This is a genomic window from Gordonia sp. SGD-V-85, assembly GCF_001456905.1.
Taxonomy (GTDB): domain Bacteria; phylum Actinomycetota; class Actinomycetes; order Mycobacteriales; family Mycobacteriaceae; genus Gordonia; species Gordonia hongkongensis.
Genome location: NZ_LNQO01000007.1, coordinates 274,546 through 295,440 on the forward strand (window position 1 = coordinate 274,546; position 20,895 = coordinate 295,440).

At 67.9% G+C, this 20,895-nt stretch carries 19 protein-coding genes and 1 pseudogene; 11 read left to right on the forward strand and 9 right to left on the reverse strand.

Features of this window, described 5'->3' with window-relative positions:
• Nucleotides 1–166: 166 nt before the first annotated feature.
• Nucleotides 167–559, reverse strand: coding sequence for a winged helix-turn-helix transcriptional regulator (locus tag AS181_RS11125; RefSeq protein ID WP_058251692.1), 393 nt, complete (start codon nucleotides 557–559; stop codon nucleotides 167–169).
• Between the two features lie 94 nt (nucleotides 560–653).
• Here AS181_RS11125 and AS181_RS11130 point away from each other — a divergent pair, with 94 nt between their 5' ends.
• Together AS181_RS11130 and AS181_RS11135 are read left to right on the forward strand one after the other, a co-directional pair.
• Complete coding sequence (locus tag AS181_RS11130; RefSeq protein WP_058251642.1) at nucleotides 654–1,109, forward strand: hypothetical protein; 456 nt, start codon at nucleotides 654–656, stop codon at nucleotides 1,107–1,109.
• 87 nt (nucleotides 1,110–1,196) lie between these two features.
• On the forward strand, nucleotides 1,197–1,607 hold the full coding sequence (locus AS181_RS11135; RefSeq protein WP_058251643.1) for an STAS domain-containing protein: 411 nt from the start codon (nucleotides 1,197–1,199) through the stop codon (nucleotides 1,605–1,607).
• A 10-nt stretch (nucleotides 1,608–1,617) separates the two neighbouring features.
• Here the strand turns inward: AS181_RS11135 and AS181_RS11140 are convergent, their stop codons facing one another.
• Nucleotides 1,618–2,382: an alpha/beta fold hydrolase gene (locus tag AS181_RS11140; RefSeq protein ID WP_058251644.1), complete on the reverse strand. Its 765-nt coding sequence runs from the start codon at nucleotides 2,380–2,382 to the stop codon at nucleotides 1,618–1,620.
• Nucleotides 2,383–2,483: 101 nt separating this feature from the next.
• On the opposite strand from AS181_RS11140, the gene AS181_RS11145 reads away from it, so the two are divergent.
• Nucleotides 2,484–3,092, forward strand: coding sequence for a TIGR03086 family metal-binding protein (locus AS181_RS11145; RefSeq protein WP_058251645.1), 609 nt, complete (start codon nucleotides 2,484–2,486; stop codon nucleotides 3,090–3,092).
• Here AS181_RS11145 and AS181_RS11150 read toward each other — a convergent pair.
• Together AS181_RS11150 and AS181_RS11155 are read right to left on the reverse strand one after the other, a co-directional pair.
• Complete coding sequence (locus AS181_RS11150) at nucleotides 3,089–3,811, reverse strand: aspartate/glutamate racemase family protein (protein ID WP_058251646.1); 723 nt, start codon at nucleotides 3,809–3,811, stop codon at nucleotides 3,089–3,091. The genes AS181_RS11145 and AS181_RS11150 overlap by 4 nt on opposite strands.
• An 18-nt stretch (nucleotides 3,812–3,829) precedes the next feature.
• Nucleotides 3,830–5,341, reverse strand: coding sequence for an NCS1 family nucleobase:cation symporter-1 (locus tag AS181_RS11155; protein WP_058251647.1), 1,512 nt, complete (start codon nucleotides 5,339–5,341; stop codon nucleotides 3,830–3,832).
• A 246-nt stretch (nucleotides 5,342–5,587) separates the two neighbouring features.
• On the opposite strand from AS181_RS11155, the gene allB reads away from it, so the two are divergent.
• From allB to AS181_RS11175, 4 genes are all read left to right on the forward strand, one after another.
• A complete protein-coding gene (gene allB, locus AS181_RS11160; protein WP_058251648.1) occupies nucleotides 5,588–6,961 on the forward strand; it encodes an allantoinase AllB in 1,374 nt (457 codons plus the stop codon).
• Nucleotides 6,962–7,003: 42 nt separating this feature from the next.
• Nucleotides 7,004–9,352: a helicase-associated domain-containing protein gene (locus AS181_RS11165; RefSeq protein ID WP_058251649.1), complete on the forward strand. Its 2,349-nt coding sequence runs from the start codon at nucleotides 7,004–7,006 to the stop codon at nucleotides 9,350–9,352.
• 55 nt (nucleotides 9,353–9,407) lie between these two features.
• Entirely contained in the window at nucleotides 9,408–10,337 is a 930-nt protein-coding gene (locus AS181_RS11170; protein ID WP_058251650.1) for an oxygenase MpaB family protein, read from the forward strand.
• 75 nt (nucleotides 10,338–10,412) lie between these two features.
• On the forward strand, nucleotides 10,413–12,065 hold the full coding sequence (locus AS181_RS11175) for a DNA repair helicase XPB (RefSeq protein ID WP_331456752.1): 1,653 nt from the start codon (nucleotides 10,413–10,415) through the stop codon (nucleotides 12,063–12,065).
• Between the two features lie 17 nt (nucleotides 12,066–12,082).
• Here the strand turns inward: AS181_RS11175 and AS181_RS11180 are convergent, their stop codons facing one another.
• The 3 genes from AS181_RS11180 to AS181_RS11190 all read right to left on the reverse strand — a co-directional run bounded on the left by AS181_RS11180 (nucleotide 12,083) and on the right by AS181_RS11190 (nucleotide 14,577).
• Nucleotides 12,083–12,487, reverse strand: a complete 405-nt coding sequence (locus tag AS181_RS11180; protein WP_058251652.1) for a type II toxin-antitoxin system VapC family toxin — start codon at nucleotides 12,485–12,487, stop codon at nucleotides 12,083–12,085.
• The gene (locus AS181_RS11185) at nucleotides 12,484–12,756 is read right to left on the reverse strand and encodes a type II toxin-antitoxin system Phd/YefM family antitoxin (protein ID WP_058251653.1); all 273 of its coding nucleotides are present in this window, start codon (nucleotides 12,754–12,756) and stop codon (nucleotides 12,484–12,486) included. The genes AS181_RS11180 and AS181_RS11185 overlap by 4 nt, the downstream gene beginning before the upstream one ends.
• A 141-nt stretch (nucleotides 12,757–12,897) precedes the next feature.
• Complete coding sequence (locus AS181_RS11190; RefSeq protein ID WP_058251654.1) at nucleotides 12,898–14,577, reverse strand: serine/threonine-protein kinase; 1,680 nt, start codon at nucleotides 14,575–14,577, stop codon at nucleotides 12,898–12,900.
• Nucleotides 14,578–14,674: 97 nt separating this feature from the next.
• Between AS181_RS11190 and AS181_RS11195 the strand changes: the two genes are divergently transcribed.
• Entirely contained in the window at nucleotides 14,675–15,841 is a 1,167-nt protein-coding gene (locus AS181_RS11195; RefSeq protein ID WP_058251655.1) for a pyridoxal phosphate-dependent aminotransferase, read from the forward strand.
• A gap of 165 nt (nucleotides 15,842–16,006) precedes the next feature.
• On the opposite strand, the gene AS181_RS11200 is transcribed toward AS181_RS11195, so the two are convergent.
• Nucleotides 16,007–16,990 carry an LLM class F420-dependent oxidoreductase gene (locus tag AS181_RS11200; protein ID WP_058251693.1) on the reverse strand — a complete coding sequence of 328 codons (984 nt, stop codon included), beginning with the start codon at nucleotides 16,988–16,990 and terminating at the stop codon, nucleotides 16,007–16,009.
• Nucleotides 16,991–17,065: 75 nt separating this feature from the next.
• On the opposite strand from AS181_RS11200, the gene AS181_RS11205 reads away from it, so the two are divergent.
• From AS181_RS11205 to AS181_RS11215, 3 genes and pseudogenes are all read left to right on the forward strand, one after another.
• A complete protein-coding gene (locus AS181_RS11205; RefSeq protein ID WP_058251656.1) occupies nucleotides 17,066–17,647 on the forward strand; it encodes a TetR/AcrR family transcriptional regulator in 582 nt (193 codons plus the stop codon).
• Nucleotides 17,640–19,199 (forward strand): flavin-containing monooxygenase, encoded by a 1,560-nt coding sequence (locus tag AS181_RS11210; RefSeq protein WP_058251657.1) that lies wholly within the window; start codon nucleotides 17,640–17,642, stop codon nucleotides 19,197–19,199. The genes AS181_RS11205 and AS181_RS11210 overlap by 8 nt, the downstream gene beginning before the upstream one ends.
• Nucleotides 19,196–20,596: pseudogene (locus AS181_RS11215) on the forward strand (GMC family oxidoreductase N-terminal domain-containing protein); the annotation flags it as partial. The gene AS181_RS11210 and the pseudogene AS181_RS11215, both read left to right, overlap by 4 nt.
• A 7-nt stretch (nucleotides 20,597–20,603) precedes the next feature.
• Here AS181_RS11215 and AS181_RS11220 read toward each other — a convergent pair.
• On the reverse strand, nucleotides 20,604–20,895 hold a 292-nt coding region (locus tag AS181_RS11220), incomplete at its 5' end, for a transposase (protein ID WP_175404317.1).

Here is a 20,895-nt window from a genome sequence, read left to right on the forward strand (position 1 = left end):
ACGACACATCCCCACCGCAACGAAAAGCACTGACCCCCACCGCAACCCCCAGACCCGAACGAGATGTACAGCAACAAGATATCGCCCGGCACCGACAAACTTTCGGAGCTCAACCCGAGGTCGAGAGTGTTCCGCGGAACACTGCGCCGGCTGCGGCGACCTCGACTCAGCTCGCCGCACTCTCCCGCTGCGCGACCTTGGGTTCGATCACCTCGGTCGCGTAGGTCTTCCCCCACTCGTTGAGGGCGGTGACGAAGGGGCGCAGCGCCCGTCCCTGTTCGGTGAGCGAATACTCAACTCTCGGAGGGACTTCGGGATAGGCCGTGCGCTGCACGATGCCGTCGCATTCGAGTTCACGTAGCTGGCGGGTGAGCACTCGTGGCGTGACCGGACCGACTGCCCGCCCGAGGGCGCCGTATCGCAACGGCCCCTCGAGAAGGTTCTTGACGATGGTCATCTTCCAGGAACCGCCGAGCACGGCGACGCTCACCTCGACGGGGCACACCTCGTAGGCACGTCGAACCGGGTCGCGCAGAACGGACTCGCCCTCGTTCTCCATCGTCAGACCCCTGCCGTCGGCGTGGACATCCTCGTCCATATGGACAATATTGTGCATACTACCGCCGAAGTGCATCAGGCGTTAGACAGAAGTCATGCACCTTTCCGTCGACAACCCCGAGACCTCTGTAGACCAGGACTTCGCGCGCTTCACCTCCCCGACGGTCGGAGCAGCCCTCGGCTCGGTCGCGATTCTCGCGACCGTCGCGACTGCGGCCCTCTCCGACACCGGAACACTGCCGGGGTTGCTCGGGATGGCCGGCGCCGGGGCGCTCCTGGCCCTGATGCAGATCGCCGTGCAGTGTCAGGCGGCGATACTCGTCCTGCGAGACAGACGATGGCTTCCGGCACTGCCGGCCGCGGCGATCTGCGCCGCGACACTGACCGCGCTCTACCTGCTGGCCTTCGATCACGCTGCCGGCTGGTACCTGCTCCTCATCAGCGCAGTAGCTGTCGCCGGGTATGTCGCGGTGCTCGGGGAGGGGCACGCAGCCATCCGCGTCTTCGACGGCGCCGAACGTCATATCGAGGACACACCAAGGCACCGGTGAAGCCAACTGCCGACGCCACCAGGCGGACCTCGAGGCGCTGCCATCTCACGGACGGGCGACTTCGAGCGAACAGGGAGGCAGGGCTACATGAGGGCAGACAGCTTCGAACCGGTGGTCGTCGACGATGACCAGGACGCGTCCCGGGCAGGTCGCGCGCTGGCAGTGATCTCGACGCAGCGCGATCAACTCATAATCCTGACTGTGCACGGCAGCATCGACCTGCTCACCGTCCCGCAGTTGGGTGCCGCCGTTCTGGAAGCAGTGAGCGAGCAACCCCGAGGGCTGATCATCGATCTCACCGCCACCGACTTCCTCGCGTCGTCCGGCATCGCCGCGCTCCTCGCCGCACACGCGTCCGTCACCCCGGCCGGCGGCCGGTTCGGCGTCGTCGGCGGGCATCCCGCCATCACTCGGCCCCTGCGGCTGACGGGCCTGGATGACACTCTCGACCTCTACCCCACCCTGGCCGACGCGTTCTCGGCGATGGTCCCGGACTGAGGGCGCCGGCTCACTCCGCCCCGAGAAACTGGACAAGGATCGCGTTCACGGCCTGCGGGGCCTCGATCGGGATGAGGTGCGTCCCGGGGATCACGGCCAGCCGGGCACCCGGAATGGCGGCGACGACGTCGCGGCTGTGCTCGAGGGTCACCTCGTCGCGGTCACCCTGCATGACCAGCGTCGGTGCAGTGATCGCGGCCAGATCACCGAGATCGATCTCGGGTTCGGAGTTGATCATGGCCATCGTCTTGTCGAAGACGACCTGGAAATGCTCTGCCCCGTCCGGGGATTCGGACGCGTAGTCGGCAGCGAAGAACTCCATCAGCTCGTCGTCGGCGGAATCGAGCGCGTCGAGGATGCCGCCGACCGCCCGGCCCGAACTGTTGTAGTACTGGCCGATCAAGACGAGATGCCGGACCAGATCGGGCCGACGCAGCGCGACCAGCACGCCCACCACCGCACCGTCACTCCACCCGACGATCTCGGCTGGACCACCCACCACCTCGTCGAGATAGGCGATCGTCTCGTCGGCCATGTCCGCATAGTGGAACTCGTCGGTCACGTCCGGGCTGTGACCATGGCCGTGGCGCTCGGGACAGAACACCTTCCAACCCGCGTCCACGAGGGCGGGTACCTGCCCACCCCACGACGACGCACCGGAGAACGCGCCGTGCAGCAGCACGACCGGCTGCCCGTCACCCTGGATCTCATGCCACACACGGGTGTTCGGTTCCGGATGGCTGATGGTCGTGTACTCGCGTGTCGGAGACGTCACGTAACCACAATACGGGGACATCGATGCGCGCGACCGATGAGAAATCGGCGTCGAGCGAGTCGGTCCCGGTGACTGTTCGAAAGACGACGAGAGGGATACGCATGCCCACCGACACGACCCAGGCGCGTCTGATATCCGAGGCCGCCGATCACATGCTCGGCTACACCGCCCGGATCACCGACGCGGAACTGGACCGTCCGACCCCGTGTCCCGACATGGCACTTGCCGCGCTGCTCGCCCATGTCGATGGACTCTCGCAGGCGTTCGCGGCCGCGGCGCGCAAGGACTTCGGTCCATTGACCTCGACGCCGCCGGACCCGGCGGAGAGCCGACTCTCATCGGAGTGGCGCGATGATCTCCACCGCCACGTCCGCGAGCTCGCGGACTCGTGGAACGACCCCGCCGCCTGGGACGGCATGACCCAGGCCGGCGGTGTCGACCTGCCGGCCGAGATCATGGGGATGGTGGCGCTGTCGGAGCTCGTCCTGCACGGCTGGGATGTCGCGCGCGCCGCGGACATCGCATTCGACATCCCCGACGAGATCCTCCAGGTCGTCTTCGACTTCCACCATCCGCCGCAACCGCAGGAAGAACGCGACGGCATGTTCGGACCGGTGATCGCGGTGCCCGATGACGCACCGCTCGTCGACCGTCTCGCGGGCCTGGCCGGGCGCGACCCGCGGTGGCCGAACGGTACCCGCCAGGACTAGCGGTTGAACGGCCAGCCGGTGATCTTCTTCTCCCGCGGCGGGGCGTAAGTCCGGACCTTCGAGGTTGAAAGCCCCATTCGGACAAGACCCTCGGCGATCGTGACCGCCGCCCGCACGCCGTCGACGATCGGCACCCCAGTCGCCTCGCGTACCTGTTCCTCGAGCTCGGCCATCCCGCCGCAGCCCAGGCAGATCACCTCGGCGTGGTCGTCGGCCACCGCGCGGGTGGACTGCTCGACGATCGCCCGGACCGCCCGCTCGGGGTCCGATTCCAGTTCCAGCACACCGAGTCCCGACGCCCGGACCGACGCACAACGCTGGTCGAGGCCGGCGAGCTTGAGCCGGTCCTCGATGAGCGGGACCGTTCGGTCCAGCGTCGTCACCACCGAGAACCGGTGTCCCAGATACATCGCCGTCGACGCCGCGGCCTCGGTGATGTCGACGACCGGCACCTCCAGGAGCTCTTGGAGTCCCTCTCGACCGTGTTCGCCGTAACCGGCCTGGATGACGGCGTCATACGGTTCGGGGTAGGCGAGGATCGCGTCCATCACGGCGATCGCGGCGAGGTAGGACTCGAAGTTCCCCTCACACGAGTCGGCGCCGAATCGCGGTGTGATACCGACGATCTCGGTCCCCGGGGAGGCGACCGAGCGGGCCGAGTCGGCGATGGCCTCGGTCATCGACACGGTGGTGTTGACGTTGGCGACCAGGATGCGCACGGTGATGTCCTTTGTGGGTCAGTGGGTGCTGGCGACGGAGATCGGCTCGCCCGACACCTCGGCGAACGGACCGCGACGGTCGGCGACCGCCAGGTACACGATCGCACCGAGACCGGCGCCGATGAACCAGGAGAACTCCGAGATCACCTCGAAGGCCGGGACGAAGGCCATCACCAGGGCGATGGCTGCAGTCGGGACGAGCGCGAGGATCGCCCGCATGTTGACCCCGTTCCGGTAGTGGTAGGCGGCACCCGGCGCCTCGGTGAACAACGCGGGCACGTCGATTCGCGAACGGCGGACGAGCCAGTAATCGGCCATGACGATACCGAACAGCGGGCCGAGAAGGGCACCGAGTCCGCCGAGGAAGTAGTTGATCACCGCCGGCGAGTTGTAGAGGTTCCACGGCAGGATGACCAAGCCGATGATCGCGGCGACGAGCGCCGCGCGCCGGAAGTCGAGGTGGCGCGGGAACAGGTTGGACAGCGCGTAGATCGGCGCGACGAAGTTGGCCATGAGGTTCACGGCGACGGTGAGGATCAGCAGCGCGAGGCAGGCCAGCACCAGCAGGAAGGTGTTGGGAACGGTCTGGACGATGTCCGACGGCGACTCGATGACGGTGCCGTTGATGCGGAACTGGGCTCCGGCGAGGGTGATCACGATGGCGCCGAAGAGCAGCATGTTCAGCGGGATGCCCCAGAAGTTGCCGCGCACGATCGCTTTTCGCGATTCCGCGTTGCGGGTGAAGTCGCAGAAGTTGAGGACGAAGGTGCCGTAGATCGCCACCCACAGGCTCGCGCCGCCGATGATCTGGAGCCACATGTCCACGCCGGTCAGCGAATCGGGCGTCGACCACGCGATGGTCCAGTCGGCGTTGCTCAGCATCCAGACGGCCAGGGCGACCATGGTGACCAGGATGACCGGACCGGCGAAGGCCTCGTAGCGACGGATCATCTCCATGCCGTAACTGACGATGATCACCTGGATCACCCACAGCGAGACGAACGAGATCCAGCCGAGGGTGGAGAGCCCGAGGAAACGGTTGGTGTCCAGGTCGGCGGCGCCGGGGAACAGCGCCACCAGCATGATCCGCAGGACGACCGACGCGAGGTAGGTCTGGATGCCGAACCACGCGATCGCCACCCCGCCGCGGATGAGGGCGGGGATCTGCGCGCCGCGGAACCCGAACGAGATGCGGCTCATGACCGGGAACGGCACGCCCGTCTTCTCTCCCATGAAGCCGGAGAGATTCAGCAGCAGGAAGAGGAACACCCCACCCAGCACCAGGGCGGTCAGGATCTGCCACCCGCCGAGCCCGAGCGCGAACAGACCGATGGCGAAGGCGTAGTTGCCGAGACTGTGTACGTCGTTGGCCCACAACGTGAAGATGTTGTAGGTGTTCCATCGTCGTCCGACGCGGCTGGTCGGTGCCAGGTCGTCGTTGTACAGCTTCGGACTCAGCCCGGCCGGGACGGTGCCGGTGACCTCGGAAACCGGTCCGTCGACGGGGGCTGTGTGCTGCTCAGTGCTCATGTCTGCACTTTCGGTCGGACGGTCATCGATGACCGCGCTCCTACACTCGCGGAGTTCCGTGATGTGGAATGAAGTTTCCGCGTTCGTGACAGTTAGCCTGACGATCGAGGCCGTTGTCAATAGCACGACACCGGCCTACTCGCGAGTTGAGTTCCGAAATGAGACGGCTTCATTCCATGATGAGGAATAACCTGGGTTAGTCTCTGGAACGACACCGGACACGGCACCAGCAAGGAGTCCCGCCCCATGACCGCAGCACCCGATGCCCCGGCCGCTACTCCCGACGCACCGTTCGACCTGGTCGTGCGGGGTGAACAGACTCTCACCACGGCCGGGATCGTGGCCCGCGAGATCGGTATCCGCGACGGTCGGATCGTCGCGATCGAGCCCCTCGGCAGCGGGCTGACCGGGGCCGAGGTCATCGAGCTCGCCGACGATCAGGTCATGATCCCCGGACTCGTGGACACCCACGTACACGTCAACGAGCCCGGGCGCACCGAGTGGGAGGGTTTCGACTCGGCCACCCGGGCGGCGGCCGCGGGTGGTGTCACCACGCTCATCGACATGCCGCTCAACTCGATCCCGCCGACCGTGAACGTCGACGCGTTGGCCGAGAAACGTGCTGCGGCACAAGGTAAGACGCACATCGACGTCGGATTCTGGGGCGGCGCCATCCCGGGCAACGAGGACGATCTGCGCGGCCTGCACGACGCGGGTGTGTTCGGCTTCAAGTGCTTCCTGCTGCATTCGGGAGTGGACGAGTTCCCGCACCTGACGGCCGACGAGATGGAAGCCGACATGGCCAAACTCGCCGAGTTCGACTCGCTGATGATCGTCCACGCCGAGGACTCCCGCGCCATCGACAAGGCCCCCTCCCCCGAGGGCGATGAGTACACCCGCTTCCTCGCGTCCCGTCCGCGCGGCGCCGAGAACCTGGCGATCGCGGAGGTCATCGAGCGGGCGCGCTGGACCGGCGTCCGCGCCCACGTCCTCCACCTGTCGTCGTCGGACGCGCTGCCGATGCTGGCCAGCGCGAAGCGCGACGGTGTGAAGATCACCGTCGAGACCTGCCCGCATTACCTCACCCTGCTGGCCGAAGAGGTACCCAACGGCGCGACGGCCTTCAAGTGCTGCCCGCCCATCCGCGAGGCCGGCAACCGTGAACTGCTGTGGGAGGGGCTGCTGGCCGGCACCATCGACTGCATCGTCTCCGACCACTCGCCCTCGACCGTCGACCTCAAGGACCCCGAGAACGGCGACTTCGGCGTCGCATGGGGTGGGGTCGCCTCGCTTCAGCTCGGGCTGTCGCTCATCTGGTCCGAGGCAAAGAAGCGCGGCATCGACCTGCCGCAGGTCATCGAGTGGATGGCGTCGAAACCCGCCGACCTCGCCGGCCTGCCGACCAAGGGACGCATCGCCCTCGGCTGCGACGCCGACTTCGCGATCTTCGAGCCGGAATCCGCGCAGATCGTCGACGTCAACCGCCTCCACCACAAGAACCCGGTGAGCCCGTACGACGGCCGCGCGCTCGCCGGCGTGGTCAAGGGGACCTGGGTTCGCGGGCAGAAGGTCGACTTCGAGACCGCCCGCGGTCGCATGCTCCGTCGCGGCGACGTCTGAGCCCCGGTCCCCGCTGCCTGAGCCCCCGGTAAGCTGGGCCGAATGAGTTCGGATGACCAGCACACCGGCCTGGCCGATGAGTTGGCCGCGCGTTCCGACGATGCGCTGACCGAGCTCCTCCTCGAGCGCCCCGACCTCGCCTCACCGACTCCGTCGGGGACGCGGGTACTGGCGCAACGGGCGCTGTCGGCGGCGTCGTTGGCCCTGGCCGGCGAGGATCTCGACATCCTTGCCGTCGCGGTTCTGGAAGAGGTCGCCGCCCGCCACAGCCGCAGCCCGAAGAAGTCGCGGCGTCCGTCGGTCACCACGATCGTCAAGGCCCTGGCCGGCCGCGCCGATGCGGCCGCCGTCCGCGCCCGTCTCGATCTCCTCCGACGCCGCGCGATCCTCTGGGGCGAGGACTCGTCCCTCGGCGCCGGTGAACACGTCGACTCCGCGATGCCGTGGAAGGCCAAGCACCTCAGCGGTCCGCTCGTCGGACTGTCGGGCGAGGAGATCGCCGCGCTGATCGCCGGTCTCGACGAGCGGCCCCTCGAACTGCTGCAGACCCTCGCCCGCGGACCGGCGCTGGGCCGCAGCCGCGATGCGGCACCCGACGCCGACCCGGATTCCCCGGTCGCGCGCCTCATCTCGTCGGGCCTGCTGGCCCGCGTCGACACTCACACCGTGGAGCTCCCGCCGATGGTCGGTGCCATCCTCCGCGACGAACCACCCTGGCACACAGACGTTCTCACACCACCGCCGTTACACGAACCCGGCGCCAAGCCCCGTTTCGGGGCCAAGGCGGTCGACGCGGCCGCCGGCGGCGAGGCACTCGAACTCATCCGTCATCTCACCCAGCTGATCGCGGTCCTCGGCGCGACGCCGGCGGCGGTGCTCCGCTCCGGCGCGCTCGGCGTCCGCGAGCTGCGTCGTCTGGCGAAGCTGACCGGTCTCGAGACACAGCGGGTGGCGTTCCTCGTCGAACTCGCCGCCTATCTCCGCCTCATCGACGCGGGCTTCCCGGATCCCCCGCCGCCCAACGATTCCGGCGAACAGTCCTTCGCGCCCACCTCCACCGCCGACACCTGGCTGCACCAACCGCGCGAGCGCCAGTGGCTCGCGCTGGCCGACGCCTGGATGCACATGCCGCGCCGCGCCTGGCAGGTCGGCGAACCCGATCGGGACGGCAACGCGCTGCCGACGCTCGGCTCCGACCTCCACGACGCCTACGCCCCGGTGCAGCGTCAGCTCATCCTGTCCACCCTCGCCCACGCCGACCCCGGGGTGGGAGTCCCCGCCGACACCCTCCTCGCGAACCTGCACTGGCACCGTCCCCGTCAGATCCGGCGCTTCAGCCGCCGCGTCGTCGCCGAGACCCTGCGTGAGGCAAGGGAATTGGGCCTGGTCGCGCACGATGCCCTGACCACCGTCGGTCGTGCGTACACCATCGAGGAGTCGCCGGACTCCGACCCCGCCGACGTCGACGCAGCGGTGCTCGCCGCGATGCGCAAGGCCCTGCCCGAACCGGTGGACCACTTCCTGACCCAGGCCGATCTGACGCTGACCGTCCCCGGCCCGATGACACCCGAACTCGCCGAACAGGTGGAGCTCGTCGCCGATCTGGAGTCCGGTGGTGCGGCGTCGGTCTATCGGGTCTCACCCGAGAGCGTGCGCCGAGCGCTCGACGCGGGCCGCAGCAGCAACGAACTGCTCTCGATGTTCACGAAACACTCGAGAACCCCGGTGCCACAGTCACTCACGTATCTCATCGACGACGTCGCACGACGCCACGGCCAGTTGCGCGTGGGCGTCGCGTCGGCGTTCATCCGCTGCGAGGACCCGACCGTGCTGGCCGCCGTGCTGCGCAGTCCGGCCGCCGAACCGCTCGCGCTGCGAGCGCTGGCCCCCACGGTCGCGGTGTCGCCGTCGGAGGTCCGCGACGTCATCGATCAGCTGCGGGCGGCGGGATTCGCTCCGGCAGGCGAAGATTCGTCCGGAGCCCTGGTCGACCTCCGCGAACGCGGCAGCCGGGTCACGGTGTCGCGGGCACGACGACAGAGCCAACCGCGCCGGAACGCGCCATCGGAGGCCCAATTGCGGTCGGTGGTCACCCGGGTTCGATCGACCGATCGCGCGGCCGCGGCGACACCTGTTCGGAGCACCGCCACGACGACCCCGGTCCGGGCCACCGGTGCGGGCGAATCCGCCACCGCGCTCATCCAGCTCGCGCTCCGCGCCAACCGCAGGCTGCGCGTCGGGTACGTCGACGCACAGGGATCGGCGAGCAGGCACGTGGTGACCCCGAAGATCCTCGGCGCGGGCCAGCTCGTGGCCGTCGAGGAGGGCAGCGACGACGAGCAGCGGTTCTCGCTGCACCGGCTCACCAGCGTGGAGTTGCTCGACACCTGAACCCTGGCGATAGAGACATCATGTGACAGACGTCTCATCCTTGGTATCCTCGGGTATGACCGCGGCACGCGAGATCTCCGCAGGACAACCACCCGGCGGCGTGGCTGACACGTATCAGCACGACCTCGTCACCCGGATGAAACCCTCGCGCAAGCGCCCCCGGGTGACCCGACCCGCCGATCTGGTCACCGCCATCGGGCCTTCTCTCGCCGGCACCAACGTGATCATGCAGCTCGCCAATCCGAAGGTCGGGTACGGCGTCCACGAGAGCCGTGTGCCGTCGGGCAATGCGATCAAGCGACCCATCAAACGGGGGCGCACCACCGGCACATTCCTCGCCGTCGCACTGATGGGCTCCGACGACGACAAGGCCTACATCCACGAGGCCGTCGGCCGCATCCACGACGAGGTGTACTCCACCCAGTCGAGTCCCGTCCGCTACAGCGGGAACGACTCGCGTCTGCAGCTGTGGGTCGCGGTGTGTCTGCTCAAGTACTTCATCGACCAGTACGAACTGCTTTACGGTCCGCTGAGCGCCGAGGAGAAGCAGATGGTGCTCACCGAGGCGCACCCGCTGGGCACCGCACTCAACGTTCCCCGGGACAAGTGGCCGGCGACCTACGACGATCTGCTCGTCTACTGGAACGCCGAACTGTCCTCGCTGCGCATCGACGACCCGGTGCGCGACGAGCTCCGCAGCCTCGCCGACCTGTCCTTCCTGGAGTACCGCGTCGGAAAGCTCGGCACGCTGCTCCACGCCACGATCGGGCCGTCGCTCGCCTACGCGATCAAGGCCGGGCTGCCGCCGGAGTTCCGCACGATGATGCGGTGGCGGTGGACCGAACGCGACGAACGCCGCTATCAGCGGGCGCTCGCCGGCTTCCGCCGCGTCGACCCACTGGTGGCACCCGTACTGCGCGGAATCTTCCGGCTCAACATCATCGATCTGCGGGTGCGCCGCAAGCTCGGCATCCCCGTCTTCTGACTTCGCCGAGGTCACTCTCGTCACAGCGCAGGCCCGACGCTGACAATCGTCGGTGCGATCTGGACAATGGAGCGGGTGACCGATGGACCCCTGATCGTGCAATCCGACAAGACGCTGCTGCTCGAGGTGGATCACCCCGACGCCGCGGCGGCGCGCGCGGCGATCGCACCCTTCGCCGAACTCGAACGCGCCCCCGAGCACGTCCACACCTACCGGGTCACCCCGCTCGCACTGTGGAACGCCCGCGCCGCAGGTCACGACGCCGAACAGGTCGTCGACGCACTCGTGACGTACTCGCGCTACGCGGTGCCCCAGCCGCTGCTGATGGACGTCGTGGACACCATGGGCCGGTTCGGCCGGCTGCAACTGGTCAAGCATCCCGCCCACGGGCTGACCCTGGTCAGCCTCGACCAGGCCGTCCTCATCGAGGTGATGCGCAACAAGAAGGTCGCCCCGATGCTGGGTGCGCGCATCGACGACGACACGGTCATCGTGCACCCGTCCGAGCGGGGCCGCCTCAAGCAAGTGCTGCTGAAGGTCGGCTGGCCGGCCGAGGACCTCGCCGGGTACGTCGACGGCGAGGCACACGCCATCGACCTCGCCCAGGACGACTGGCAGCTGCGTGACTACCAGGAGATGGCAGCCGACTCGTTCTGGGCCGGCGGCTCGGGTGTGGTGGTGCTCCCCTGTGGTGCCGGCAAGACGATGGTCGGTGCAGCGGCGATGGCCAAGGCCGGCGCGACGACGCTGATCCTGGTGACCAACACGGTCGCCGGCCGCCAGTGGAAACGTGAACTCATCGCGCGCACGACGCTCACCGAGGAAGAGATCGGCGAGTACTCGGGCGAGCGCAAGGAGATCCGTCCCGTCACGATCGCCACCTACCAGGTGATGACACGGAAGTCGAAGGGCGAGTACAAGAATCTGGACCTGTTCGACTCCCGCGACTGGGGTCTCATCATCTACGACGAGGTCCACCTCCTCCCCGCCCCCGTCTTCCGGATGACCGCCGACCTGCAATCGCGTCGTCGACTCGGCCTCACCGCGACCCTGGTCCGCGAGGACGGCCGCGAGGGCGACGTCTTCAGCCTCATCGGACCCAAGCGCTACGACGCCCCGTGGAAGGACATCGAGGCACAGGGCTGGATCGCCCCGGCCGACTGCGTCGAGGTCCGGGTGACGCTGACCGACGAGGAGCGTCTGCAGTATGCGGTCGCCGAGCCCGAGGAGAAGTACAAGCTCTGCTCGACGGCCCACACGAAGGTCAACGTGGTCAAGGCGATCCTCGACAAGCACCGGGGTCAGCAGACCCTGATCATCGGCGCCTACATCGACCAGCTCGAGGAACTGGGCCGCGAACTCGATGCCCCGGTGATCCAGGGATCGACGAAGAACAAGGAACGCGAGGTCCTGTTCGACCGGTTCCGCTCCGGCGAGTTGCAGACCCTCGTCGTGTCGAAGGTGGCGAACTTCTCCATCGACCTTCCCGAGGCGTCGGTCGCGGTGCAGGTGTCGGGGACGTTCGGGTCACGCCAGGAGGAGGCGCAGCGCCTCGGCCGGTTGCTGCGCCCGAAACGCGATGGCGGACAGGCACATTTCTACTCGGTGGTGTCGCGCGACACCCTCGACGCCGACTACGCGGCACACCGTCAGCGGTTCCTCGCCGAGCAGGGATACGCCTACCGCATCACCGACGCCGACGACCTCCTCGGCCCGACGATCGGGTGAGGGTTCAGCCGGGTGATTCACAACTCGGCGCCTGGAGCGACCACCGGATAACCGAGCGCAGACGCACCCGCCGTGAGTCGTTGGTCGTAGGCGACGAACGCGGTCATCTCGGCGCGGATCACGGTTGCCGAGGCCAAGTGCAAGGCGTCGAGCGAGCGCAGCGAAGACGGGCCGATCGAGTCGGCGATGTCGATGACGGCGGCGCTGAGCGGGATCACGTCCAGAGCATCGAGGAGATCACGAGCTCGCTCATGAAGGCCCGGGCTGCCATCACGCAACGCGGTGCGCATCAATTCGACTCGTCCCAGCGCACTCGTCACGGTCGGGACCCCTGGATGCAGCGCGAGCCACTCGATCAGCGGTGCGGTCTCCGCCTCGCGCACCACGAGTTTCACCATCGCTGAGGTGTCGAGATAGATCAACGATCCTCGCGAACCTGCTCGAGGACTTCGGTGAGCGCGCGCGTCGGCAACGTCTCGGGGTGCAGCCCGGTTATGCCTCCCGCACGGCGGGCCGGCACGAGTATCCCGGCCTCGATGAGCGCGTCTCTACTTCTTTCCCCCGCAGACACCGGGACCAACCGCGCAACCGTGCGGCCTCGGTTGGTGATGGCCAACTCTTCCCCGGCCTCGACTTGCGCCAGATACTGCGAGGCGTGCTGCCGGAGCTCGCGGATACCGATCGATCTCATTCCTGCAGGGTAGCACCTGAAGTGCTACTTGACCCCGTGCTTCCGGAGGAGCCTCACCTTCCGCTCCCTGATCCGGAAGAACGACCTGCCCCCTGCTCCCTGAGGAGCGCCCGGAGCTTGCGGAGGGCGCGTCACGAAGGGTCAGATCTCTACGAGGCAGTACCCGATCGACTCCGGCTCGTAGAAGACCCATGTCGTCTCCCCGCCCGGGCAAGTCACCGACGCATCCGACCGCGTCGTGACACGGGCGAGGACGGTCTGCGCCGTTGCGGCGCTCGTACAGGGGGCTTCCCGGTAGTCGGCGAGGGAGCCGCCCGACAGCGGCACCAGATAGCACAGATTCTCGTAGAAATTCGGTGTGAGACAGACCTTGTCGGAGCTGCCCGGGAAGGTGAGCGTCGAGTTCTGCGGGCTCGCGCACGACGACGACGCGGCGATCTTCGACGCGGTGTAGAAGTTGAGACCGGCCGAGTCGCAGTCGACCTTCGACGCGTTCACGCTCGTTGACGACGCGGCGTCGGTCGCGATGCCGATGCACTCGCCGACCTGCACGTCCCCCGGTCCGTTGACCGGCGACGTCGAGGAGTCGGTGGTGCGGGGAGCAGACGTGCCGGCGCCGGAGGTCGGGGTCTCCCGCCCGGCGGCCGTGGTGGACCGCGACGTCGAGGTGTCGCTCGCGGTGGGGGCGCTCGACACCTGCGTCGCCACATAGACGACCCCGGCCACGATCGCGAGCACGAGGACCGCTGCGAGTGAGCCCAGTGCGATCGGCAGGCCGGACCGCCTCTTCGGTGGTGGTGGCGCGTAGCCACCCTGCGAGGGGAATCCGCCGGGGTAGGTCCCCGGCTGCGACTGGTACGGCGAATACTGCTGCGGCCCGTGCGGATAGGACACGGGGTTCACCGGAACGGGCGGCGGGGCCACCGGAACCGGTGGCACGGGCGACGGTGCGCGCACCGTCGGCTCCTTGGACAGCTGAGGAACGGTGAGCGCGCGTTCGAGGTCGACGGCGAAGTCGCGGCACGACCCGTACCGGCGGTCCGGCTCTTTCGCGAGGGCGCGACCGAACACTGCGTCGACGTCGCCCGAGATACCCGGGCGCAGGGTGGATGGTCGCGGCGGCATCGCCTGCAGGTGGCCGGCGATGATCGACGCGGTGCCGGCACCCTGGAACGGCGGCCGCCCGGTGAGCAGTTCGAAGACGGTGGCCGCGAGCGCGTACTGGTCGGCGCGGCCGTCGACCGGATCGCCAAGCAACTGTTCGGGTGAGGCGTACGCGACGGTGCCGAGGAAGACGTTGGTCGAGGTGAGGTGGCTGACGTCCTGTTCCGACTTGGCGATCCCGAAGTCCGCGAGCAACACTCGCGGCTCGGGTCCACCCGCGCCCTGCAGCAGGATGTTGGCCGGCTTGACGTCGCGATGGAGCAGCCCCGTCGCGTGGGCCCGGTCGAGCGCGGCGCCCACCGCGCGCACGATCGCGATCACCGTCGCGGTGTCGAGTCCCCGCGGGTTCTGCCGAAGCAGCTTCAGCGCATCGATGCCGTCGATGTACTCCATCGCGATCCACAGGTGGCCGTCGTACTCACCGGAATTGAAGATCGTCACGATCGACGGGTGGACGACGCTCGAGGCGTGCTCGGCCTCTTTGACGAACCGCTGCCGGTACATCGGGTCGCGACTGAGATCGGCGGGCAGTACCTTCAGCGCCTCGTTCCGTGGCAAGTGCGGGTGCCTCGCAAGGTAGATCTCGCCCATGCCACCCCGGCCGACGAGTCGGATGATGGTGTAGCCGGCGAAGTGCTCGCCGGGATTGCGCGGCATCGCTCCTCCTCATCCGTGTCGGCGACTGGGGTCAGTCTGTCACCCCCGCAGCGCCCACCGCGACCGTTGAAGAGAGGACCTGTGCCACTGTTGGAACATGTCATCCGCGAACCGGACAGTCGACCGCCTGCGTCCGTTCACCACGACGATCTTCGCCGAGATGTCGGCGCTGGCCGTCGAGCACGACGCCGTGAACCTCGGACAGGGCTTTCCCGACACCGACGGGCCGGCATCGATGCTCGATGCCGCGCGCGAAGCCATCAGCGACGGTCGCAATCAGTACCCGCCGGGTATCGGTGTACCGGAGTTGCGGCACGCGGTCGCTCGGCAGCAGCGTGACCGGTATGGCCTGGACTATGACCCCGACCGCGAGGTGTTGATCACGGTCGGCGCGACCGAGGCGATCGCCGGTGCCGTCGTCGGTCTGGTGGAGCCGGGTGACGAGGTCATCATGATCGAGCCCTACTACGACGCCTACGCCGCCGCTGTCGCGATGGCCGGGGGTGTGCGGCGCGTCGTGCCGCTGGTCCCCGACGGCGACGGCTTCCGTCTTGATCGCGAGCGGCTCGCCGCTGCCTTCGGGCCGAAGACGTCGATGGTGGTGGTGAACAGCCCGCACAATCCGACGGGGACCGTGCTGTCGACCGACGACCTCGCCGAGATCGCACGGCTGTGCGTCGAGCACGACGTCATCGCCGTCACCGACGAGGTCTACGAATACCTCGTCTTCGACGGACGGACGCACACCCCGCTCGCGGCGCTACCGGGTATGCGGGAACGCACGCTGCGTATCTCCAGCTCCGGCAAGACCTTCAACTGCACCGGCTGGAAGGTCGGCTGGGTGAGCGGTCCGCCCGAGCTCGTCGGCGCGGCGCGGACGGCGAAGCAATACATGTCCTATGTCGGCTCCGGGCCGTTCCAACCCGCGGTGGCACACGCGCTGGAGCACGAGTTGGACTGGGTCCGCGAGTCGGCGCGGGGGCTGCAGGCCAAACGCGACCTGATCTCGACCGCGCTGTCCGACGCCGGTTTCGCCGTACATCGCAGCGAGGCAACCTATTTCGTCTGCGCCGACCCACGTCCCCTCGGCGTCGACGACGGCATCGAGTTCTGCCGATCGCTGCCCGAACGCATCGGCGTGGCCGCGGTACCGGTCAGTGTGTTCACCGACGACCGCGAACCCTGGCACCACATGCTCCGGTTCGCGTTCGCCAAACGCGACGACGTGATCGCCGAGGCCGCCGAGCGGTTGCGCCGGTTGTGACTCCACCCCCGCTGGTTGAGCCGGCCCCGAGCGGAGCGAGGCGCCGAGTCGAAGCCACTTGGCGACCACCCCCGCTGGTTGAGCCGGCCCCGAGCGCAGCGAGGCGCCGAGTCGAAGCCACTTGGTGACCTCGACAAGCTCGGCCAGCGGGCGGGGCAGTGCGGCTCAGCGCAACGCCGGGATCACCCGCTGCTCGAACATCTCGAGGTCCTCGCGGTCGACGGCGATGTTCGGGAAATAGCAGATCCCGTAGGACATTCCAGCGTCGGCGAGCCCGCGAAGGTTCTCGGCGACCTGCTCGGGTGTCCCGACCGCAGGCATACCCCGAAACGCGCCCATGCTGCCGGACGCCGCGTCGGGCCCGACGATCTTGCTCAGCCGGGCTTCGAGATCGGCAAGTTTGCGCTCCACGTCGGCCTCGGTCTCGCCAAGCATCACGTTGTAATTGGCCGAGCGGGTGATCGACTCGAAGTCGCGTCCGAGGTCGGCGCAATGTTGTTGCAGGACCGACGATTTGTGCGCGAACCCGTCCGGCGTGCCGTCGAAGTTGGTGTAGTTGGCGTACTTCGCCGCGATCCGCAACGTCTTCTTCTCCCCGCCGCCCGCGATCCATAGTGGCAGCCGCCCGGCCGTGGGCTGGGGGGCGCAGATGGCGTCGTCGACGGTGTAGTGCTTGCCGTCGAGCGTCGCCCGTCCGGTCTCCCAGGCCTGCTTCATGATCTGCACGCCCTCGTCGAGCCGCGCCAGCCGCTCACCCGCCGACGGGAATCCGTAACCGTATGCACGCCACTCGTGTTCGTACCAGCCGCCGCCGATGCCCATCTGCACGCGACCGCCGGAGATCAGGTCCGCGGTGGCGGCGACCTTCGCGAGGTACATCGGGTTGCGATAACCCATCGCGGTGCACATCTGGCCGATCGCGACCCGGCTGGTGGTGGCGGCGAGTGCGGCGACCAGAGTCCACGCCTCGTGCGTGGCCTCGTCGGTGGGCAGCGGGACGGTGTGGAAATGGTCGTACACCCAGATCGAGTCCCAGCCGCCCGACTCGGCGCGGTCGGCGACCGACGACATCACCCCCCACTGGTCCGCGGGTTCCACACCCACGAGATCGAGACGCCAGCCCTGGGGAATGAAGAGTCCGAATCGCATGAGGTCCAACTTACGCGGCGGCAGCTCCATCTACACTTACAAGCAGTCCGGACTGTTTGTGCTATCGTCGCTAGTGTGACCGAGCCCACCCGAGCCCCGCGTCGTCGTACGCAGGCCGAACGCACCGCGACCACCCGTGCGCTCATCCTCGACGCGGCCGTCGACGCCCTCGTCGACGTCGGCTACGCAGCCACCACCACGCAGGAGGTGAACCGCCGCGCGGGCATCTCGCGCGGCGCCCTGCTGCATCACTTCCCCACACGGGAATCGCTGGTGGTCGCCGCGGTCGGGCACCTCGTCGAACGCCGGCTGGCAGAGATCCTGTCGCGGCCCCGCACGGGCGACGAGGGACTCGAGATCCTCGTCGAGGCGTTCAGCGGCCCGCTGTTCGACGCCGCTCTCGAGTTGTGGGTCGCCGCCCGCTGCGACGTCGGGCTACGAACCGCGATCATCCCGCTCGAACAACAGGTCTCCGACGCCCTCGCCGTCGGTTGTGCCGAGTTGTTCGGCGACCGATACACCGCCGCGGAACTCGAACTCTCCATCGAACTCGCACGCGGACTCGCGGTGTCGCGCATCCTGCGCTCGCCCGACGCCGACCGCGCGCTGCTCGACCGACTCCTGCCCGTATGGAAGGAACTCCTGTCTCATGACTGAACCCAGTCCGACTCTCCAGCAGCAGAACACGCTGCCCCGGCGCGTCGACGTCCTCGTCGTCGGCGTCGGATTCGGCGGCCTCGCCGCCCTGCATCGTCTGCGAAAGGACCATCCGCAGCTGCAGACCCTGGCGATCGAGCGCGGCGACGGCGCGGGTGGCGTCTGGCGCGAGAACGACTACCCGGGCGCGGCCTGCGACGTCCCGACGTCGCTGTACTCGCTGTCGTTCGCGCCGAATCCCGACTGGTCCAACACCTACGGCCGGCGCAACGAGATCCACCAGTATCTGCGTTCGGTCGCAGCCGATTTCGCCGATCAGATCCGCTACAACTGCGCGCTGACGTCGGCGCGCTGGGACGGTGGCATGCAGGAGTGGGTCGTCGACACCACCGACGGTGAGATCCGGTGCCGCTACCTGGTCGCGGCGCCCGGCGCCCTGTCCGAACCCGGCCTGCCGACCGTCCCCGGCGCCGACGAGTTCACCGGCACGATGTTCCACTCCGCCGACTGGGACCACTCCCACGACCTGCGCGGTCGTCGGGTCGCGATCGTCGGCACCGGCGCGTCGGCGATCCAGATCGTGCCCGAGATCGTCGACGAGGTCGGGCATCTCACGGTCTTCCAGCGCACCCCCGCCTGGGTCGTCCCGCGTCTGGACCGCAACATCGGCACCCTCGAACGCGCGCTCTATCGTCGGGTTCCCGGTATCCACCGCCTGGTCCGACGGATGGTGTGGACCTATCGCGAGGCCTACGTCCTCATGATGGCCCGCAACCCCAAGCTGCTGCCGATCGCGAAGACCATCGCGCTGGCCCAGCTGCGTGTCCAGGTCCGCGACCGTGCGCTACGCCGTCGGCTCACCCCCGACTACACCATCGGCTGCAAGCGGATGTTGTTGACCAACAAATGGTTCCCCGCCCTCCAGCGCGACAACGCGACCGTCACCGGCGCGATCACCCGTCTCACCGCACGCGGCGCCGTCGACGACCAGGGTCGCGAGCACGAGGTCGACACGGTCGTCTTCGCGACCGGGTTCACCCCCACCGAGCCGCCCATCGCATCGGCGATCACCGGGCGCGACGGTCGCACCCTGGCCCAGGCGTGGAAGGGTTCGCCGCGCGCCTACCGCGGGGTCGAGGTCCACGGCTTCCCCAATCTGTTCTTCCTGTACGGCCCCAACACCAATCTCGGTCACAGCTCGATCGTGCTGATGCTGGAGCCGCAGGCGTACTACATGAGCAAGGCCCTCGCCGAACTCTCGCGTAGCGGCCGGTCGACCTTCGAGGTCACCGAGGATGCACAGGACCGCTACAACTCCGAACTCGATCCCGAACTCGAACGCACCGTCTGGAATTCGGGTGGCTGCTCGAGCTGGTACCTCGACTCCACCGGTCGCAACTCGGTGATGTGGCCGAAGTTCACGAGCGACTTCCGCCGGATGATGTCGTCCTTCGAACCCACCGACCACCGCTTCGACGCCGCGATCCCCGCCGCACCCGTCGACCAAGCCGTCACCACCGAATCCGACACCGAGAGGACCGTCGCACCGTGAGTTCCACCCCTGACCATTACGACGCCATCGTCATCGGCTCCGGTTTCGGCGGATCGGTTGCGGCCCTGCGACTCACCGAGAAGGGTTACCGCGTCGCGGTCGTCGAGTCCGGTCGGCGTTTCTCCGACGCCGAGCTGCCCAAGACGAGCTGGCGCCTCAAGGACTACGTCTGGGCACCCGCGCTCGGACTGTTCGGGGTGCAGCGCATGCACCTGCTGCGCGACGTGCTCGTGATGGCCGGTGCGGGCGTCGGCGGCGGATCGCTGAACTACGCGAACACCCTGTACCGACCGCTGCCCGCGTTCTTCGACGACCCGCATTGGGGATCGATCACCGACTGGGCGTCCGAGCTCGACCCGTACTACGACCAGGCCTCGCGCATGCTCGGCGTGACCACGTATCCGAAGGTGACGCCCGCCGACCGCGTGATCCGCAAGGTCGCCGAGGAGATGGGCGTCGGCGACACCTTCGTCCACACCCCGGTCGGCGTGTTCTTCGGCGAGGCGGGCAAGACCGTCGACGACCCGTTCTTCGGCGGCGCCGGCCCGGCACGCACCGGGTGCACCGACTGCGGCGCCTGCATGACGGGATGTCCGGTGGGAGCGAAGAACACGCTCGTCAAGAACTACCTCTACCTGGCCGAACAGGCCGGTGCCGAGATCATCCCGATGACGACCGTGGACACCGTCCGGCCGCGTTCCGGCGGCGGGTACGTCGTGGAGTCGCACCGGTCGGGCCGACGCTGGTCGCGCCGTGGGCGTCGCACCTTCACCGCCGATCACGTGGTGTTCGCCGCCGGCACCTACGGCACCAACAAGCTGCTGCTGGACATGCAGCAGGGCGGCCACCTGCCCGGGCTGTCGTCTCGCCTGGGCAAGGTGGTCCGCACCAATTCCGAGGCGGTCCTGGCCGCCACCGCACGCGACCTCGACATCGACTACACCGAGGGTGTCGCAATCACGTCGTCGTTCCATCCCAACGACCACACGCACATCGAACCCGTGCGATATGGCAAGGGCAGCAACCTCATCGGCATGCTGCAGGCCATCCTCGTCGACGGTGGCGGTCCGCTGCCGCGACTACTGCAGGCGCTGATCGAGATGGTCCGTCACCCGGTGATCACGCTGCGCGGCCTCTCGGTACGACGCTGGTCGGAGCGCACCATCATCGCACTCGTCATGCAGACCGCCGACAACTCGCTCGAGTTGTTCTCCCGCCGAGGTCGTTTCGGCCCGATGCTGCGCAGCCGGCAGGGCGACGGCGATCCCCCGCCGACGTGGATTCCGGAGGGGCACGAGGCGGTGCGCGCCGTCGCACGCGAGATCGACGGCGACGCCGGCGGTTCCATCGTCGATCTGCTGAACATCCCGATGACCGCGCACTTCCTAGTGGTGTGTCTCGGTTTTAGCTAACTCCTTGTTCGAGTGCGGCGCGGGCGCGGGCGACCTTGGCCAGGATCGACCTGGAGGTTGCGGTCCAGACATATGGTGTCGGGTTGTCGTTGTGGGCGTTGAGGTATTCCTCGATGCTCTCGATGAGGTCGGGCACGCTGGCGAAGATCCCACGGCGGATGTTCTTGTCGGTCAACTCCCGAAACCAGCGTTCGACCTGGTTGAGCCACGACGACGAGGTCGGGGTGAAATGGAAGTGAAAACGTTTGTGCCGCTCCAACCATCGCAGGACTTCGGGATGTTTG

What these genes read in the sequence shown, in the direction of transcription:
- AS181_RS11125 (WP_058251692.1), bottom strand. Translation starts at nt 559, where the DNA reads ATGGAGAACGAGGGCGAGTCCGTTCTGCGCGACCCGGTTCGACGTGCC.
- AS181_RS11130 (WP_058251642.1), top strand. Translation starts at nt 654, where the DNA reads ATGCACCTTTCCGTCGACAACCCCGAGACCTCTGTAGACCAGGACTTC.
- AS181_RS11135 (WP_058251643.1), top strand. Translation starts at nt 1,197, where the DNA reads ATGAGGGCAGACAGCTTCGAACCGGTGGTCGTCGACGATGACCAGGAC.
- AS181_RS11145 (WP_058251645.1), top strand. Translation starts at nt 2,484, where the DNA reads ATGCCCACCGACACGACCCAGGCGCGTCTGATATCCGAGGCCGCCGAT.
- AS181_RS11155 (WP_058251647.1), bottom strand. Translation starts at nt 5,341, where the DNA reads ATGAGCACTGAGCAGCACACAGCCCCCGTCGACGGACCGGTTTCCGAG.
- allB (WP_058251648.1), top strand. Translation starts at nt 5,588, where the DNA reads ATGACCGCAGCACCCGATGCCCCGGCCGCTACTCCCGACGCACCGTTC.
- AS181_RS11165 (WP_058251649.1), top strand. Translation starts at nt 7,004, where the DNA reads ATGAGTTCGGATGACCAGCACACCGGCCTGGCCGATGAGTTGGCCGCG.
- AS181_RS11170 (WP_058251650.1), top strand. Translation starts at nt 9,408, where the DNA reads ATGACCGCGGCACGCGAGATCTCCGCAGGACAACCACCCGGCGGCGTG.
- AS181_RS11185 (WP_058251653.1), bottom strand. Translation starts at nt 12,756, where the DNA reads ATGAGATCGATCGGTATCCGCGAGCTCCGGCAGCACGCCTCGCAGTAT.
- AS181_RS11190 (WP_058251654.1), bottom strand. Translation starts at nt 14,577, where the DNA reads ATGCCGCGCAATCCCGGCGAGCACTTCGCCGGCTACACCATCATCCGA.
- AS181_RS11195 (WP_058251655.1), top strand. Translation starts at nt 14,675, where the DNA reads ATGTCATCCGCGAACCGGACAGTCGACCGCCTGCGTCCGTTCACCACG.
- AS181_RS11200 (WP_058251693.1), bottom strand. Translation starts at nt 16,990, where the DNA reads ATGCGATTCGGACTCTTCATTCCCCAGGGCTGGCGTCTCGATCTCGTG.
- AS181_RS11210 (WP_058251657.1), top strand. Translation starts at nt 17,640, where the DNA reads ATGACTGAACCCAGTCCGACTCTCCAGCAGCAGAACACGCTGCCCCGG.